The 17,079-nt window shown below is 66.7% G+C and carries 11 protein-coding genes and 1 rRNA gene; 6 read left to right on the top strand and 6 right to left on the bottom strand.

The genetic code is table 11. The annotated features are described in order from the left end of the window. Positions 1 to 271 precede the first annotated feature (271 nt). From BLU67_RS11025 to gatC, 5 genes are all read right to left on the bottom strand, one after another. Positions 272 to 1,794: ribosomal RNA gene (locus BLU67_RS11025) — 16S ribosomal RNA — on the bottom strand. A 527-nt stretch (positions 1,795 to 2,321) separates the two neighbouring features. Then, positions 2,322 to 3,716: an NAD-dependent malic enzyme gene (locus BLU67_RS11030; protein ID WP_092565924.1), complete on the bottom strand. Its 1,395-nt coding sequence runs from the start codon at positions 3,714 to 3,716 to the stop codon at positions 2,322 to 2,324. A gap of 60 nt (positions 3,717 to 3,776) precedes the next feature. Next, positions 3,777 to 5,276, bottom strand: a complete 1,500-nt coding sequence (gene gatB / locus BLU67_RS11035) for an Asp-tRNA(Asn)/Glu-tRNA(Gln) amidotransferase subunit GatB (protein WP_092565926.1) — start codon at positions 5,274 to 5,276, stop codon at positions 3,777 to 3,779. A 2-nt stretch (positions 5,277 to 5,278) separates the two neighbouring features. Further along, complete coding sequence (gene gatA, locus BLU67_RS11040; RefSeq protein WP_092565928.1) at positions 5,279 to 6,766, bottom strand: Asp-tRNA(Asn)/Glu-tRNA(Gln) amidotransferase subunit GatA; 1,488 nt, start codon at positions 6,764 to 6,766, stop codon at positions 5,279 to 5,281. 3 nt (positions 6,767 to 6,769) lie between these two features. Then, positions 6,770 to 7,066, bottom strand: a complete 297-nt coding sequence (gatC, locus tag BLU67_RS11045) for an Asp-tRNA(Asn)/Glu-tRNA(Gln) amidotransferase subunit GatC (RefSeq protein ID WP_092565930.1) — start codon at positions 7,064 to 7,066, stop codon at positions 6,770 to 6,772. Between the two features lie 74 nt (positions 7,067 to 7,140). Between gatC and BLU67_RS11050 the strand changes: the two genes are divergently transcribed. Beyond that, positions 7,141 to 8,391 (top strand): phospholipase D-like domain-containing protein, encoded by a 1,251-nt coding sequence (locus BLU67_RS11050; RefSeq protein ID WP_092565932.1) that lies wholly within the window; start codon positions 7,141 to 7,143, stop codon positions 8,389 to 8,391. Here BLU67_RS11050 and ligA read toward each other — a convergent pair. Next, the gene (gene ligA / locus BLU67_RS11055) at positions 8,388 to 10,844 is read right to left on the bottom strand and encodes an NAD-dependent DNA ligase LigA (protein WP_410002425.1); all 2,457 of its coding nucleotides are present in this window, start codon (positions 10,842 to 10,844) and stop codon (positions 8,388 to 8,390) included. The two genes, BLU67_RS11050 and ligA, sit on opposite strands and share 4 nt — an antisense overlap. Before the next feature lie 27 nt (positions 10,845 to 10,871). Here ligA and BLU67_RS11060 point away from each other — a divergent pair, with 27 nt between their 5' ends. From BLU67_RS11060 to BLU67_RS11080, 5 genes are all read left to right on the top strand, one after another. After that, complete coding sequence (locus BLU67_RS11060) at positions 10,872 to 11,564, top strand: SOS response-associated peptidase (RefSeq protein ID WP_092565936.1); 693 nt, start codon at positions 10,872 to 10,874, stop codon at positions 11,562 to 11,564. Further along, positions 11,561 to 12,859 carry a sensor histidine kinase gene (locus BLU67_RS11065; RefSeq protein WP_092565938.1) on the top strand — a complete coding sequence of 433 codons (1,299 nt, stop codon included), beginning with the start codon at positions 11,561 to 11,563 and terminating at the stop codon, positions 12,857 to 12,859. Before BLU67_RS11060 ends, BLU67_RS11065 begins: the two co-directional genes overlap by 4 nt. Then, positions 12,856 to 13,524, top strand: a complete 669-nt coding sequence (locus BLU67_RS11070; RefSeq protein ID WP_092565940.1) for a response regulator — start codon at positions 12,856 to 12,858, stop codon at positions 13,522 to 13,524. Before BLU67_RS11065 ends, BLU67_RS11070 begins: the two co-directional genes overlap by 4 nt. Before the next feature lie 81 nt (positions 13,525 to 13,605). Then, positions 13,606 to 14,367, top strand: coding sequence for an ABC transporter ATP-binding protein (locus BLU67_RS11075; RefSeq protein ID WP_261977106.1), 762 nt, complete (start codon positions 13,606 to 13,608; stop codon positions 14,365 to 14,367). After that, the gene (locus tag BLU67_RS11080) at positions 14,367 to 17,060 is read left to right on the top strand and encodes an FtsX-like permease family protein (RefSeq protein WP_092565944.1); all 2,694 of its coding nucleotides are present in this window, start codon (positions 14,367 to 14,369) and stop codon (positions 17,058 to 17,060) included. The genes BLU67_RS11075 and BLU67_RS11080 overlap by 1 nt, the downstream gene beginning before the upstream one ends. The last annotated feature ends 19 nt before the right edge of the window (positions 17,061 to 17,079 follow it).

A 17,079-nucleotide genomic window follows, 5' to 3' on the forward strand; every position in this document is an offset into this window, starting at 1 on the left:
TTACAAACTAGACCAAAAGATACTCGCGTCCACTATACAGTTCTCAAACAACCCACCCACACCCACCAGACCGCCCACAACGAGCCACCCAGCAGACAGGGCCACAAGAAAACCACCACACAGGCGATTCCCCCACAACCCAACAGCATGCCATTCCGTATAAAACCTTTTCGTGATGATTCCATCCAAAAAACCGCACACCCCCCACACCCACAAACAAAGCAGGCATGAAAACAAAAAGAGATGCACTAGAGACAAACAGTCTCCTTAGAAAGGAGGTGATCCAGCCGCACCTTCCGGTACGGCTACCTTGTTACGACTTCGTCCCAATCGCCAGTCCCACCTTCGACCACTCCCCCCAAAAAAGGTTAGGCCGTGAGCTTCGGGTGTTACCAACTTTCGTGACGTGACGGGCGGTGTGTACAAGGCCCGAGAACGTATTCACCGCAGCGTTGCTGATCTGCGATTACTAGCGACTCCGACTTCATGGGGTCGAGTTGCAGACCCCAATCCGAACTGAGACCGGCTTTACGGGATTAGCTCACCCTCACGAGATCGCAACCCACTGTACCGGCCATTGTAGCATGCGTGAAGCCCAAGACATAAGGGGCATGATGATTTGACGTCATCCCCACCTTCCTCCGAGTTAACCCCGGCAGTCTCTCATGAGTCCCCACCATCACGTGCTGGCAACATGAGACAAGGGTTGCGCTCGTTGCGGGACTTAACCCAACATCTCACGACACGAGCTGACGACAACCATGCACCACCTGTACACCAGCCCAAAGGCTGCCACATCTCTGCAGCATTCCGGTGTATGTCAAGCCTTGGTAAGGTTCTTCGCGTTGCATCGAATTAATCCGCATGCTCCGCCGCTTGTGCGGGCCCCCGTCAATTCCTTTGAGTTTTAGCCTTGCGGCCGTACTCCCCAGGCGGGGCACTTAATGCGTTAGCTACGGCACAGAAACCATGGAACTGGTCCCCACACCTAGTGCCCAACGTTTACGGCATGGACTACCAGGGTATCTAATCCTGTTCGCTCCCCATGCTTTCGCTCCTCAGCGTCAGTAACAGCCCAGAGACCCGCCTTCGCCACCGGTGTTCCTCCTGATATCTGCGCATTCCACCGCTACACCAGGAATTCCAGTCTCCCCTACTGCACTCAAGCCAGCCCGTACCCACCGCAAGCCCACAGTTAAGCTGCAGGTTTTCACGGCAGACGCGACAAGCCGCCTACGAGCTCTTTACGCCCAATAATTCCGGACAACGCTTGCGCCCTACGTATTACCGCGGCTGCTGGCACGTAGTTAGCCGGCGCTTCTTCTGCAGGTACCGTCAAATTCTTCCCTACTGAAAGAGGTTTACAACCCGAAGGCCGTCATCCCTCACGCGGCGTCGCTGCATCAGGGTTTCCCCCATTGTGCAATATTCCCCACTGCTGCCTCCCGTAGGAGTCTGGGCCGTGTCTCAGTCCCAGTGTGGCCGGTCACCCTCTCAGGCCGGCTACCCGTCAAAGCCTTGGTAGGCCATCACCCCACCAACAAGCTGATAGGCCGCGAGCCCATCCCCCACCAGAAAAACCTTTCCAACAACAACCATGCGACCATTGCTGAATATCCAGTATTAGCCACCGTTTCCGGCAGTTATCCCAAAGAAGGGGGCAGGTTACTCACGTGTTACTCACCCGTTCGCCACTCTCACCAAAACCGCAAGCGGAAATGGATCCCGTTCGACTTGCATGTGTTAAGCACGCCGCCAGCGTTCGTCCTGAGCCAGGATCAAACTCTCCGCAAAAAAACCAATACAGGCAATTACGAAAAATAATGTCCCAGCCAACCACCCCAAAACAGGGGCAGCCAACCAAACAAAACAACCCACACCCACCAAAAAAGGCAAGCACAGGCCAAATGGCATCACAAAAAATACAAAATGACACACTGTTGAGTTATCAAGGAACCACCACACAGCTGTCCGATCCGCAAGGATTGCTGATCTTTCAGAAGGTGAGGATTTCTGCCCCGGACTTCCAGGGCCGAGAACCCAACTTACCAGAGAGATTTTCTCGCTGTCAAGTCCGGCTCTCGTGGCCTGGATCTCAGGGCTTGAAGCTCTTCGATTCCGGGCCTGTTGTCTGCTCCGGGCGCTTGGCCCGTCGCGGCAACAGGTACGACATTACGACCCTGCCTAGCCCGGGTCAAGTCGCCTCGGGCGCTGCGGTGCGGGGGTGTTTTGCCCGGGATTCCGGGCCAAAACACCGACGCGCTCCCGCTTAGCCGCTAGTTTATGAAGCAGATCACACTCAAATGGTTAGGTGGCCGTCGTCACGCCTGGTGCTCATGTGCGGCTTCCTGCACCGCCCGCGAGACGCGGGTGGCGACCCGCCGGTCGAAGACGCCCGGGATGATGTAGGCCGGGTTGAGCTCTTCGGGCGCGATCGTCTCGGCGATGGCGACGGCAGCAACGCGCAGGACTTCGTCGGAGATCACGGAGACCTCGGCGTCGAGCAGGCCGCGGAAGAGGCCCGGGAAGGCGAGGACGTTATTGATCTGGTTGGGGTAGTCGCTGCGGCCGGTGGCAACGATGGCAGCATGCTCGGCGGCGTCCGTGGGGTCGACCTCCGGGGTGGGGTTGGCCAGCGCGAAGACGATCGCGTCGGGCCCCATCGTGGCGATGTCATCGCCGGTGAGGATGTCGCCGGAGGAGACGCCGATGAAGACGTCGGCGCCGACGAGGCCCTCTTTCAGGGTGCCGGTCACGCCGCGCGGGTTGGTGTTTTCTGCGAGCCAGCGGCGGTGGGAGTTCATGCCCTCGACGTCGCCGGCATGCAGGGCGCCGGTGCGGCCGTAGCCGACGATGTCGCGCGCGCCCTGGGCGGCGAGCAGCCGGATGATGGCATGGCCGGCGGCGCCCACGCCGGAGACGACGATGCGTACATCCTCGATGCGTTTGCCGACGACCTTGAGGGCGTTGAGCAAGGCGGCAAGGACGACGACGGCGGTGCCGTGCTGGTCGTCGTGGAAGACGGGGATGTCGAGATCGGCGCGCAGGCGCTCTTCGATTTCGAAGCAGCGGGGCGCGGAGATGTCCTCGAGGTTGATGCCGGCATAGGCGGGGGCGATCGCCTTGACGATCGCGATGATCTGCTCGGTGTCTTTGGTATCGAGGACGATGGGCCAGGCGTCAACGCCGCCGAACTCCTTGAAGAGCACCGCCTTGCCCTCCATCACCGGCAGGGCCGCGGCCGGGCCGATATCGCCCATGCCGAGGACGGCGGTGCCGTCGGTTACGACGGCGACGGTGTTCTTCTTGATCGTGAGTTGGCGCGCCTTGGCGGGGGTGTCGTAGATGGCTTTGCACACGCGCGCGACGCCCGGGGTATAGATGCGGGAGAGGTCATCGCGGTTGCGCAGCGGGGCTTTCGCGGCGATTTCGAGCTTGCCGCCAATGTGGGCGAGGAAGGTCGCGTCGCCCACGGTGCGCACCTCGACGCCGGGCACGGCCTCGAGCGCGGCGACGACTTCGCGGCGGTGGCGCGAATCGCGCGTATCGCACGTGAGATCGACGAGCAGGCGGCCGCCTTCGGAGGCGGCGACGTCCAGGCCCGTGACGAGGGCGCCGGTGGCCGCGGCGGTGGCGACGATCTCGGAGGCGCCGGCCGTCGTGGCGGGCATGTCGATACGAAGTGAGACGCGATATGCGGGTGTCGGGGTAGCCATGCCAGCAGAATATGGCACGGCTACCCCGACACTGTGGGACCGATCGACTGGTGAGCAGCGCTAGGAGGCGCCGACCTTCGTCATGATGATCTCGCGGACTCGGGCGGCATCGGCCTGGCCGCGGGTGGCCTTCATGACGGCGCCAACGAGCGCGCCGGCGGCCTGAACCTTGCCGCCCTGAATCTTGGCGACGATGTCCGGGTTGGCGGCCAGCGCCTCATCGACCGCGGCCTCGAGTGCGCCGTCGTCGGAGACGACCTTCAAACCGCGCTGCTCGACGACCTCGGCGGGGCTGCCCTCCCCCGCGAGCACACCGGCCAGTGCCTGGCGGGCGAGCTTATCGGTGAGGGTGCCGTCGTCGACGAGGCCCTGCAGTTCGGCAATGTGGGCGGGGGTGACGGCGAGATCGCCGAGCGCGACCCCCTCGTCCTTCGCGGTGCGCGCGAGTTCGCCCATCCACCACTTACGGGCGGCGGCCGGCGCGGTGCCGGCGGCGACGGTGGCCTCGATGACGTCGAGTGCGTCGGCGTTGATGACGTCGCGCATCTCCATGTCGCTAAAGCCCCATTCGTCAAGCAGTCGGCGGCGCCGGGCGGCGGGCAGTTCGGGTAGTTCGGCGCGCAGCTGCTCGACCCAGGCGCGGTCGGGCGCGATGGGCACGAGGTCCGGCTCGGGGAAGTAGCGGTAGTCTTCCGCGTCGGACTTCTCCCGGCCCGAGGACGTGGAGCCGTCTTCCTCGTGGAAGTGGCGCGTCTCCTGGGTGATCGTGCCGCCGCCATCGAGGATCGCGGCCTGGCGCGAGATCTCGTAGCGCACGGCGCGTTCGATGGACCGGAAGGAGTTGACGTTCTTCGTCTCCGTGCGCGTACCGAAGGGGTCCTCGGGGCTGTTGCGCAGCGAGACGTTGACATCGGCGCGGACGTTGCCGCGTTCCATGCGGGCCTCCGAGACGCCGAGGGCGCGGAAGATATCGCGCAGCGTTTGGACGTAGGCGGCGGCGACCTCGGGGGCGCGCGCGCCCGCGCCCGCGAGCGGGCGAGTCACGATCTCCACGAGGGGCACGCCCGCGCGGTTGTAGTCCACCAACGAGTACTCCGCGCCGTGGATCCGGCCGTCGGCGCCGCCGATGTGGACGTTCTTTCCGGCGTCTTCTTCCATGTGGGCGCGCTCGATCTCAACGCGGAAGACCTCGCCGTCTGCAAGCTCGACATCGAGGTAGCCGTTATAGGCGATCGGCTCGTCGGACTGGGAGGTCTGGAAGTCCTTGGCGAGGTCCGGATAGAAGTAGTTCTTGCGCGCGAAGCGGCAGGATTCGGCGATTTCACAGTTCAGGGCGAGCCCGATCTTGATCGCGTATTCCACTGCCTTGGCATTGACGACGGGCAGCGAGCCGGGCATGCCCAGGGAGGTCGGCGTGACGAAGGTGTTCGGGTCGCCACCAAAGGCGTTGGGGGCGGCGTCAAACATTTTCGTCTCGGTTCCGAGCTCGACGTGGACCTCCAGGCCGAGGACGGGATCGAACTGGGAGGTGGCCTTGGCGTAATCCATGAGGTTCGTCATGACTAGTTCTCCTTCAGGCCCGGGCAGGCGGGGGCCGCGGCGAGCTGTTCGACCGCGGCGGCGAGGCGGTACATGCGATCATCGGCGCGTGCCGGCGCGAGGATCTGGAAACCGACGGGCATCTGGTCCTCGCTGGCGAGGCCGCACGGGATGCTCATCGCGGGGATGCCTGCGAGGTTGGCCGGGATCGTGGCCACGTCGTTGAGGTACATCGCCATGAGGTCATCGGACTTCTCGCCAAAGACGAATGCCGTCGTGGGCGCCGTCGGGGAGATGAGGAAATCGACCTCGTCGAAGGCCGCGGCGAAATCGCGCTGGACGAGGGTGCGCACCTTCAGGGCGGCGCCGTAGTAGGCGTCGTAGAGACCGGCCGACAGCGCGTGGGTGCCAAGGATGATGCGGCGTTTGACCTCGTCGCCGAAACCTGCGCCGCGCGTGGCGGCCATGACGGTCTCCGCGGTGACGGGGCCGTGCTCGGGCTCGACGCGCATCCCGTAGCGCATGCCGTCAAAGCGCGCCAGGTTGGAGGAGACCTCCGCGGGCATGATGAGGTAGTAGGCCGACAGGGCGTACTCGAAGCTGGGGCAGTCGATCTCGCGGATATCGGCGCCGGCGGCGCGCAGCTGCTCGATGGTATCGGTGTAGGCGGCAAGGACGCCGGCCTGGTAGCCCTCGCCCTGCAGCTGGCGGACGACGCCGATGCGCACGCCCGTCAGGTCAAGGCCCTCGGACACCGCGGCGGCGAGATCGCCCGGCACGTCGGTCAGCGAGGTGGAATCGGCCGGATCGTGGCCGGCGATGACGTCCTGCAGGAGTGCGGCGTCGGTGACGCTGCGAGCAACGGGGCCGATCTGGTCGAGGGAGGAGGCCATGGCGATCAGGCCGTAGCGCGAGACCGCGCCGTAGGTGGGCTTGACGCCGACGGTGCCGGTGACGGCGCCGGGCTGGCGGATCGAGCCACCCGTGTCCGAACCGAGCGCGAGCGGGGCGAGCCAAGCGGCGACGGCCGCGGCGGATCCGCCGCCGGAGCCGCCCGGAATGCGGGTGTGGTCCCACGGGTTCTTCGTCGGCCCGAAGGCGGAGTTCTCCGTGGAGGAGCCCATGGCGAACTCGTCCATATTGGTCTTGCCGAGGATCGGCATGCCCTCGGCCTTGATGCGCGTGACGACGGTGGCGTCATAGGGCGGCAGCCAGCCGGCGAGCATGGCCGAGGCGCACGTCGTTGGCATGCCGCGGGTGACGATATTGTCCTTCAGCGCGATCGGCACTCCGGCCAGGCGCGGCAGCTGCTCGCCCGCCGCGCGGCGCTCATCGACCTCGCGGGCCGTGGCAAGCGCGCCCTCGCGATCGACGTGCAGGAAGGCGTTCAGCTCCTCGTTGTGGGCATCGATTCGATCAAGAAATGCCGTCGTGACCTCGACGGCGCTCAGCTCGCCGGCGGCGAGGTGCGCGGCGAGCTCGGCCGCGCTCAGCTGGTAGATGTTCGACACGTCTTAGTCCTCCCCTAGGATCTGCGGCACGAGGAAGCCACCGTCCTCGCTTGCGGGCGCTTGCGCCAGGACCTCGTCGCGGTCCAGCGTCGGGCCAACAACGTCATCCCTCATGACATTGGTGAGCGCGATCGGATGGGAGGTGGCGGGCACATCGGGGGTGGCCACTTCGGCGACCTTGGCGACGGCGTCGGCGATGATGTCGAGTTCGCGCGCGATGCGCTCGATTTCGTCATCGGTGAGTGCCAGTCGAGCCAGGTCGGCCACGCGGGCCACTTCTGAGCTGGAGATTGTCGACATGTCTCAAAGTGTAGTGGGTTGGCACCGGGCGTGGTGCTGCGGCCCGGGGCCGCCCGATCGGTAAGGTAGATGGAATGAAGCGATGGACAATCCGGGGCCGATCCATCCCGCGGGCGCTGCTGACCGGGCTCGCGGTCACGTTCACAGCGCAGCTTGGTGCGGCCGCAGTCCTGACCGCCGTCGATGCGGTGCGAAAAAAGCGCGAGGGGCCGCACGGTGGGTTCCCCTCGCTGCCACCCCAGCGCGCCACCGTCCACAAAACGGAGCTGACGACCTACACCGAGGGCGCGACGCTGTATGAGGACATGCTGCGCGCGATCCGCGAGGCCAAATCGCTCATCCTGTTCGAGTCCTATATCTGGAAGGACGATCCGGTCGGCCGGCAGTTCAAAGCGGAGCTGACCGCCGCCGCGCACCGCGGGGTGGAGGTCTTCATCATCTATGACACCTTCGCTAACCTCGTCGTCTCCCCCGCCTTTAAACGCTTCGACCCGGCGCTGCACGTCCTGCCCTTCCCGCTCTTCCGCCCGGGCCTGCTCACGCTAAACCCGCGTCATGCGGGCCGCGATCACCGCAAGATCCTCGTCGTCGACGAAGAAATCGGCTTCGTTGGCGGGTTCAACATCGGAAAGCTGTATGCCGATACCTGGCGCGATACCCACGTGCGGCTCGTGGGGCCGAGCGTGTGGGAGCTGACGAACGCCTACGTCGATTTTTGGAACGTCTACCGCAAGCGTCACCATCCCGTCCTGCCCGATCGCGGCGCGAAGAGTTGGGACTCGCGGGTGCGTGCCGCGCTCAACATGCCCAACCGCATGATGTTCCCGATCCGCGGGCTCTACCTCGATGCGATCGACCGAGCGGACCATCACGTCCTCATTACCCAGGGCTACTTCCTGCCCGATGAGGACATTACGGCCGCGATCATCGCGGCCTGCAAGCGCGGCGTCGATGTGCGCATCATCGTGCCGCGGGTGTCCAATCACGTCGTCGCGGACTGGGTCTCGCGCGGATATTACGAAACGCTGCTGAAGGCTGGGGCGCGGATCTTTTTGTACCGCGAGGCGATGGTGCACGCCAAGACGGCGACGGTTGATGGCTGGTGGACGACGGTCGGGACGACGAATATCGACCGGCTGTCGATGCTCGGCAACTTCGAGATTAACCTCGAGATCTTTGACGCCGATCAGGCGCGCGTAATGGAGCGCGTCTTTCACACCGACCTCACCAACTGTGAGGAGCTGGAGCTCGAGCGCTGGGAGCATCGGGCCCGCTGGAAGCGCGTGCTGGAGATGTTCCTGCGCCCGCTGCGCCCGCTGCTCTAGCTCAGCGCCGCCTCGCCTTCGGCAAGCAGGCGTTCAAAGCCGTCTTCGGTCAGGATTGGCACGCCGAGCTCGCGCGCCTTGGTCTCCTTGGAGCCGGCGTTCTCCCCGACGATGACGACGCTCGTCTTTTTTGACACGCTGCCCGCGGCCTTGCCGCCGCGCGCGAGGATTGCTTCTTTTGCTTCATCGCGGGTGTAGCCCTGAAGCGAGCCGGTGACGACGACCGTGAGGCCGGCGAGGGTCTGCTCGGTGGACTCGTCGCGGTCATCGGCGAGCTGGACGCCCGCGGCGCGCCAGGCGGCGACGATCTCGCGGTGCCAGTCGACTTCGAACCAGGCGGCGACGGATTCGGCGATGATGCGGCCCACGCCCTCGACATCTGCGAGTTGCTCGATGCTCGCGGCCTCGATTGCCTCAAGGGAGCCGAAGCGCTGGGCGAGTGCGCGCGCCGCCGTCGGCCCAACGTGCCGGATGGACAGCGCCACGAGGACGCGCCACAGCTCCTTGGACTTTGCGCGATTTAGGCCCGCGATCAACTCGGTGCCGGCGGCGTTCGGCTCGATGGGCAGGCGCTCGGCGAAGTAGTACTTCACGCCGCCGCGGCTGCGCTGGCGCACCGCCGTGCGCTGCTTGGAAAAGTAGGGATAGCGCACCCAGATCTCGTCTTCGCCCACGGGCGTGGGTGCCTCGCCCGCGGCCGCGATGAGCTCGGCGACCTTGCCGGCGGTTTCGGGCAGCTCGCCCAGGATCGGCGCCGAGGGCTTGGCCTTGCGCCAGACGAACACGTCGCGCAGGTCATCAACGTCGAGCGCGAACAGGCCGCCCTCGTTGACCAGGGCCGGCTCGGCGGGGGCGGGCAGGAGCGCCTCGGCGGCGGCCAGGCGCTCGGCCGCAGGTGCGTCCTCGGGCAGGTCGATGCGCAGCTGGCGGCGGAACTCGTCCTCGACGGTGGCACCGTCCGCGAGCGCCGCGATGACCTCCGGGCGCTTGGCCTCCGGCTGGGTGAGGGCGATGGCGGCTTCCTCGCCGAGGCCCTCGATATCGAGCGCGCCGCGGGTGCCGACGTGCTCGACGCGGCCCGTGACCTGGGCGGGGCAGTCCTTGCGGTTGGGGCAACGCAGGTCAACGTCGCCCTCTTTAGCGGGCGCGAGTTCGGTGCCGCAGCTGGGGCACGTGCTCGGCATGACGAAGGCGACTTCGCTGCCGTCGCGCACGTCGACGACGGGGGCCACGATCTCCGGGATGACGTCCCCTGCCTTGCGCAGCACGATGAGATCGCCGATGAGGACGCCCTTGCGCGCGACTTCGTCGCGATTGTGCAGGGTAGCGAGGGAGACGGTGGAGCCGGCGACGAAGACCGGGTCCATGACGCCAAAGGGCGTGACGCGGCCGGTGCGTCCGACGTTGACCTGGATGTCGAGCAGGCGCGTCGTGACCTCCTCCGGCGGGTACTTGTAGGCGCACGCCCAGCGCGGGGTGCGGGAGGTAGCGCCGAGCTCCCGTTGGGCGGCGATGTCGTTGACCTTGACGACGATGCCGTCGATCTCGTGGGCGAGATCGTGGCGGTGTTCGCCGTGATAGGCGATCATCTCGATGACCTCGTCGATCGAGTGGGCGAGGCGGGCCGCATCCGACGTCGGGATCTGCCAGGCGCGCAACTGCTCGATGAAACCCATCTGCGTGATGGGGGCGGGCGCGGTTTTTGTCGCGTCCCACACGCCGAGGCCGTGGGCGAGGAAGGCAAGCGGGCGGGCGGCGGTATCGGCCGGGTTCTTTTGCCGCAGCGAGCCGGCCGCCGCATTACGGGCGTTGACGTAGACCTTCTCCTTGGCGGCCTCCTGCGCGGCCTTGAGCTCGGCGAACTTCTCGGAGGGGAAGTAGACCTCGCCGCGAATCTCCACGCGCGCCGGATAGGGCGCGGGCAGCGTGTGGGGCAGCCCCGCGATCGTCTTGACGTTCGCGGTGACGTTTTCGCCCTCGCGGCCATCGCCGCGGGTCGCGGCCCGGGTAAGGACGCCGTCGTCGTAGATGAGATCGACCGCGAGCCCGTCGATCTTGACCTCGGCGACGACGGCGGGCTCTGCTCCGAGCTCGCGCTCCATGCGCTGATACCACGCGCGGACCTCGTCGAGGGAGAAGACGTCATCGAGGCTGAGCATGCGTTCGGGGTGGGTGACGCGTTCGAAGTCGCTACTGATGGGCGCGCCGACCTGCACCGTCGGAGACTTCGGTGTGCGCAGCTGCGGGAAGCGTTCTTCGAGCGCCCGCAGCTCGTGGATGAGCTCGTCGTACTGGGCGTCGGCCATGAGCAGCGAATCGCCACCGTGGTAGGCCTCGCGTGCCGCATCGACCTGCTCGGCGAGCTCGCTCCAGCGGGTCTGGGCGGCGGCAAGTTCCGGCTCGGACTCGATCGTTGCGGGCAGGTCATCGCTAGGCGTGCTCATGGGCTCCATTGTCTCATCGTGGGGGATAATGGCCATATGTGTGGCCGCTATGCACAGTTCCGCGATGCCGATGACCTCGTCAACGTTTTTCGTATCCAGTTGGTCACTCCCGACGCGGCCGAGCTGCTGCCGAGCTGGAATGTGGCGCCCACCCAAGCGGTGCGGATCGTGCGCGATGCGACCGACGTCTCCCCCGCCCCAATTCGTACCCTCGAGCTGGCGCGGTGGGGGCTCGTGCCGCACTGGGCGAAGGACCCGGCGATCGGCTCGCGCATGATCAACGCCCGCAGCGAGACCGTCGCCGAAAAACCGTCCTATCGCGGCCCGATCCGCTACTCCCGCTGCGTCGTCGTCGCCGATGGGTACTACGAGTGGCAGGCGCCGGAGGCCGGGCGGCGGCTGAAAACCCCGCACTATATCTACCGCGCCGACGGTGGCGTCATTGCTTTTGCCGGCATGTATTCGCTGTGGCGCGAGGAGCTCATGACGTGCACGATCCTCACGCGCGCGGCCCGTGCCGAGCTCGCCGAGCTTCACGAGCGCGAGCCCGTCATCCTGAATTCTGACGTCATCGACTCCTGGCTCGATCCCGCAATAAAGGAGCCGGAGGAGGCGATCTCGATGCTTGAGCTCGCCCCGCCCGAGCTCACCCACCACGTCGTCTCCACGGAGGTCAACGCGGTGCGCAATAACGCCCCGCACCTCATCGAGCCGGCGACGCTGCTATGAGTGAGCAGGCACCCGAGGCCGCGCCGCGGGTCGCGTTCCTGCCCGGGCGCAGCGACGTCCTGCTCGCCGCGGGCGCCTTCATCATGCTCGGGCTGCCGGTCATGATCGGGGGCCCGACTGCAGCGCTGACCGCCGCAATCTCCAACGCCGAGCACGAGCCGTTCGCGCCGGCCGCCTACGCCGTGTGCGTCATCATGCCGCTGGCCACCGCCTTCCGGCGCACCCTGCCCGCGGCCTCCGCCGCGCTCATTTACCTGTGCGCGCTCGCCCACTTCGCAGTCGGCGCCCATCTGCTGCCGGTGGACCTGCTCGTGCTCTCGGCGCTGTACTCCGTCGTGCTCTACGGCTCGAAGTTCGCCCAAATCCTTGGGATCGTTGGCGCCTACATCGGCGCGATCATCATCGCCGTCTGGTCGGGCACGCTCGCCTTTGGTGATCGCCCCCGCCCGATCAACGGCCTGTACGCCTTCCTCGGCGGCGCCGGCGCCGTCACGATGACCTGGTCGATCGCGCTGACCCGACGCCTGCGCCAACGCGAGATCGCCGCCCTGGCCGCGCACAATCGCGCCCTGCAAGAAGACCGCGACCAGCAGGCGAGCCTGGCCACCACCGCGGAACGCAATCGCATCGCACGCGAGATGCACGACATCGTCGCCCACTCCCTGTCGGTCATGATTGCCCAGGCCGACGGCGGCCGCTACGCCGCCTCCGCCTCCCCCGCCGCGGCCGTTACCGCCCTGGAAACCATCGGCCAGGTCGGGCGCGACGCGCTGGCCGACATGCGCAAAATCCTCGGCGTACTGCGCGATGACGGCACCGACGCCTCCCCGCGCCTGCCGCAGCCGGTGGACTCCGACCTCGATGAACTCATCACCCAGATGCGCTCCTCCGGGCTCGATATCTCCCTCGTGCGCATCGGCGTCGCCCGCCCGTTGCCCCCCGGCGCGGGCTTTGCCATCTACCGCATCTGCCAAGAGGCCCTGACCAATTGCCTGAAGTACGCCGGGCCGCACGCCCGCATCACCGTCGTGCTGCAGTGGCTGAACTCCTCGGTCGATCTAAAGATCGACGACGACGGGCGCGGCGCGGGCGCCCCCAACGATGGCCGCGGCCAGGGCCTGCTCGGTATGCGGGAACGCGCCGGCGTTTTCGGCGGCTCGCTCACGGCCGGCCCCCGCGAAGGCGGCGGCTTCCGCGTCCATCTCCAACTCCCGGTGCCGACCTCGCCGCCGCCGACCCCGGCACCCGGGCTACCCTTGTCCCCAGCCGATCACTCATCCAAGGACACGCCATGACCACTCCGATCCGCGTCGCGATCGTCGACGACCAGCAGCTCGTGCGCGCCGGTTTCTCCCTCGTCATCAACTCCCAGCCCGACATGGAAGTCGTCGTGGAGGCGGGCGACGGCGTCCAAGCCCTGCGCGCGCTGCGCTCCTACACGTGCGACGTCGTCCTCATGGATGTGCGCATGCCCAATATGGACGGCCTGCAAGCCACCGCCGAACTCACCGCCGCCGAAACCGGCCCCAAGGTCATCATCTTGACGACGTTTGACCTCGACGAATACGTCCTGCAAGCCATTCGCGCCGGCGCCTCCGGCTTCCTGCTGAAGGACGCGCCCCCCGAGGACATGCTCGAAGCGATCCGCACCGTCCATTCCGGCGACGCCGTCATCGCCCCGAGCTCCACCAAACGCCTCATCGAACACCTGGCCCACGTGCTGCCCGCCGAGCAGCGCGCGGACACTTCCGTCCTTGACGCCCTTACCGAGCGCGAGCGCGAGGTCTTAACCGAAATGGCCCGCGGTTTTTCCAACACGGAGATCGCCGAGCACCTCTTCGTCGCCGAAGCCACCGTCAAGACTCACGTCGGGCGCGTCCTTGCCAAACTCGGTGCCCGCGACCGGGTCCAGGCCGTCATCATCGCCTACGAAACCGGGCTCGTCGCCCCCGGAGCCTAGCCCGACTCACCCCAGGGGTGGATGAATGATCAACCGTCGACGTGATTCGATAGCACTGTGGCCGCACCTACGATGAGCACCATGTCGAGCTCAGCTGACTCACGTATCGCCCTCGCCGGACGCAACCTCACGAAGGTTTACGGCTCCGGCGAGTCCGCCGTGCGCGCGCTCAGCGATGTCTCGCTCGACATCCCGCCCGGCCAGTTCACGGCGATCATGGGGCCCTCCGGCTCCGGAAAGTCGACGCTGCTGCACATCCTGGCGGGCCTGGAAGAGCCGACCGGCGGCCACGTGGAGGTTAGCGGCGCCAACCTCACGACGATGAGCGAAAACGAGCGCACCGAGCTGCGCCGCGACCGCATCGGCTTCGTATTCCAGTCCTATAACCTCGTCCCGCATTTTTCCGCGCGGCAAAACATCACGCTGCCGCTCGATCTGGCGGGCCGCACGATCAACGACGCGGACCTTACGCGCATCACCGACGCGCTATCGCTGACCGATCGCCTCGAACACCTGCCAAGTGAGCTCTCCGGCGGCCAGCAGCAGCGCACCGCCATCGCCCGGGCGCTCATCACCGATCCGGACGTCATCATGGCCGACGAGCCCACCGGCAACCTCGATAACCGCACGAGCGCTGAGGTGCTGTCCCTGCTGCGCTCGGCGGTGCGCGAATTTGGCCAAACCCTCGTGCTCGTCACGCACGATCCGATGGCCGCCGCCTACGCCGATAACGTCCTGCTGCTGACCGACGGCACGATCGCCGGCACCGTGGAACACCCCAGCTATGACTCCGTCGTCACGGCCCTCGACGCGCTGCGCGCGGTCAATTCCTCCGTCGTCTAATGTGGCGACTCGCACGAGCTAATCTGCGAGCGGGCATCACGGCGCTGCTGCCCGCCGGGATTTCCATCATGCTCGCCACGGCCTTCCTCGCCGTCGCGATGCTCTCCACGCCCCTGATTTCCACCGCCGCGCTGCGGATGTATGCGCTGGACTACGGCCGCGCCGACGTCGTCGTCGAATCCGTGGCCGGCCCCCTCACCCAACAGACCGTCGACGAACTCGCCGCCCTGCCGCTCGTCACCGATACCGCCCTGGACGTCACCGGTACGATCGGGATCCGCCAGGGGGATCGCGTCGTGCACGAAGTCTTCGTGCCCGCCCAGGATTCGGCCTTCGCCCGCTACCACCTGCTGGAGGGATATGACCCCTCCCACCGCGGCGAGATCGCCCTCACCCAGCGCCAGGCCGCGACGTTCGGCGTCGGCATCGGAGATGAGCTCACGCTCTCGCTGCCCGTCCCCGCCAGCGCCGCACTCACCGCCGAAACCGGCGACCGCGAGGCCCTTGCCTGCAGCGGCGAGGAGTGCACGTTCCACCCCACGGTGACGGTCACCGGCATCATCCAATCCCCGCCGACGGTGCTCGGCGATTCGGAACGCGTCGTCATTTCCGCCGACGACATCTCCGCCTTCTACGCCCTCGGGGCCCTGCCGCAGCAGGTCGACCGCGTGCTCGTGGCCATCCCCGACCCGGAGGCGCTCATCGAGGCGATCGCCGCCGAATTTCCCGACGAGATCACGGCCGAGACGGTTGCCGCAGCCTCCCAAGCGCGGCTGGATTACACGACGGGCCAAACCTCGCTGCTGCCCGCCATCATCCTCGTGTTCTCGGCGCTCGCGATGGTCGTCGCGGCGCTCGTCGTGGCCAATACCTTCCAGGTGCTCGTCGCCCAACGCATCCGCATCCTCGCGCTCGTGCGCTGCGTCGGCGCCAAACCCGCCCAGCTGCGCGGCGCCGTCATGATCGAGGCCGCGGTTCTCGGGCTCATCGGCGGTATCGCCGGTATCCTGCTTGGTTACGGCCTCATCTCCGCGGCCCTGGCCTACCTCGCAAACCTGCCGACGATCACGAATTTCGAGATGGCGCTGCCGCGCAACCCCGCGGCGATCCTCGCGCCCGTGTTCGCCGCCGTCGCAATGTCGATCCTTGCGAGCATCTGGCCCGCCATCATCGCCTCCAAGGTGCCGCCCCTGCAGGCCCTGGCCCTGGCCGATCTGCCCGCGGATCGCCGCGCGGCCACGTGGTGCACCCAGGTTGGTCTTGGCCTCATCGTCGGCGGCGTCGGCGGCCTCGGCATCTCGCTGCTCATCCAGCCGTGGCTCGCCCCGATCGCCGAGGCCTTCCCGCTGCTCCAGGGCGCTCTCGTCGTCGCCTGCATTTTCGTGGCGGCCATGGTGGCGGGTCTCGCCGTCCTCGCCCCGCGCCTGCTGCCCTACCTCGCGCAGCGCCTGGCCCGCGGGCTTGCCGCGCTGCTGCCGCGCACGAGCCGCGTCCCGCTGAACCTCACGAGCTCGGGCATCACCCGCCACCCCGCGCGCGTCGCGGCCACGACGATGGCGCTGTTTCTTACGACGGCGCTCGTCACGATGACGGCCGTCGGGACCTCGCTCTCGCGAGGCTCCATCAACTCCACGCTCGATGACCTCTTCCTGTTCGACCTGGAGGTTTCGGCCTACGGGCAGCACGATCGCGAAGCGGCCACGTTCCTGCGCTCGCACGTCGCCGCCATTCCGGGCGTCACCGACGTCGCCATCGGGCAGGTCACCGAGCTCGCGGTGTCCTACGGCAGCGAGGACGAACGCACGACGGTCTCGGCCGCCGGCGTCGATCCCCTCGAGGTTGCCCTGACCGCCCATCACAGCGATATCGCCCCCGCGCTGCGCGACGACACGATCGTCCTCAGCTCCGATTACGGCATTCCGCGCGACGTCACCGAGGTCACCGTGTGGGTGCCGCGGCCCGTGGAGGTGCCCGCGAGCGCCGAGGAGGGCACCTTTGGCACCTCGCCCAGCCAGGAGGATCCGCTGGGGCTTGGCAGTCCGCCGGCCGAGGCGAAAAAACTGCGCGTTATCCACACCGACGCCTGGTCGCCCGCCCTGCTGACCACCGCCACCTTCGCCTCGCTCGACCCCGAATCGACGTCGCTCGTCGCTCTCGCTTCCCTCGACCCGGCCATGGCACGCCAGGCCACCGACACCGCCCGCACGACGTTCGCGCCAATGTCGGCCAATGCCACCTTCGTGCTGGAGGGCTCGCAGATCGTGCGCGGCGCCGTCGAGCAGGTGCTCTCCGTGCTGTTCGCCGTCATCGTCGGCCTGCTGGCGATCGCCGTCATCATCTCCTTCGTCGGCGTGACCAATACGATGACGCTCTCGGCCGTGGAACGGCGACGGGAGGTCGCGCTGCTGCGCGCCGTCGGCATGACGAGCGCCCAATTACGCCGCTCGCTGGCCGCCGAAGGCCTCCTCATTTCCGTCATCGGCACGGTCCTTGGGGTCCTCGGGGGAACGCTCATCGGGATCGTCGGCGCGATCCTCGTGTTGACGCGCTCCGAAATCCCGCTCGCCTTCGACTTCCCTATCCGCACGATCCTCGTGCTCATCGCCCTGTCGATCCCCGCCGGAGTACTCTCCTCCATCATTCCCGCCCACACCGTGCTGCGGGATTTCAACGTCGACGACCTCTCCGGCTAGCCTGGCCGCGCCCATCCAC

Source organism: Bowdeniella nasicola (assembly GCF_900107735.1).
GTDB classification, from domain to species: domain Bacteria; phylum Actinomycetota; class Actinomycetes; order Actinomycetales; family Actinomycetaceae; genus Bowdeniella; species Bowdeniella massiliensis.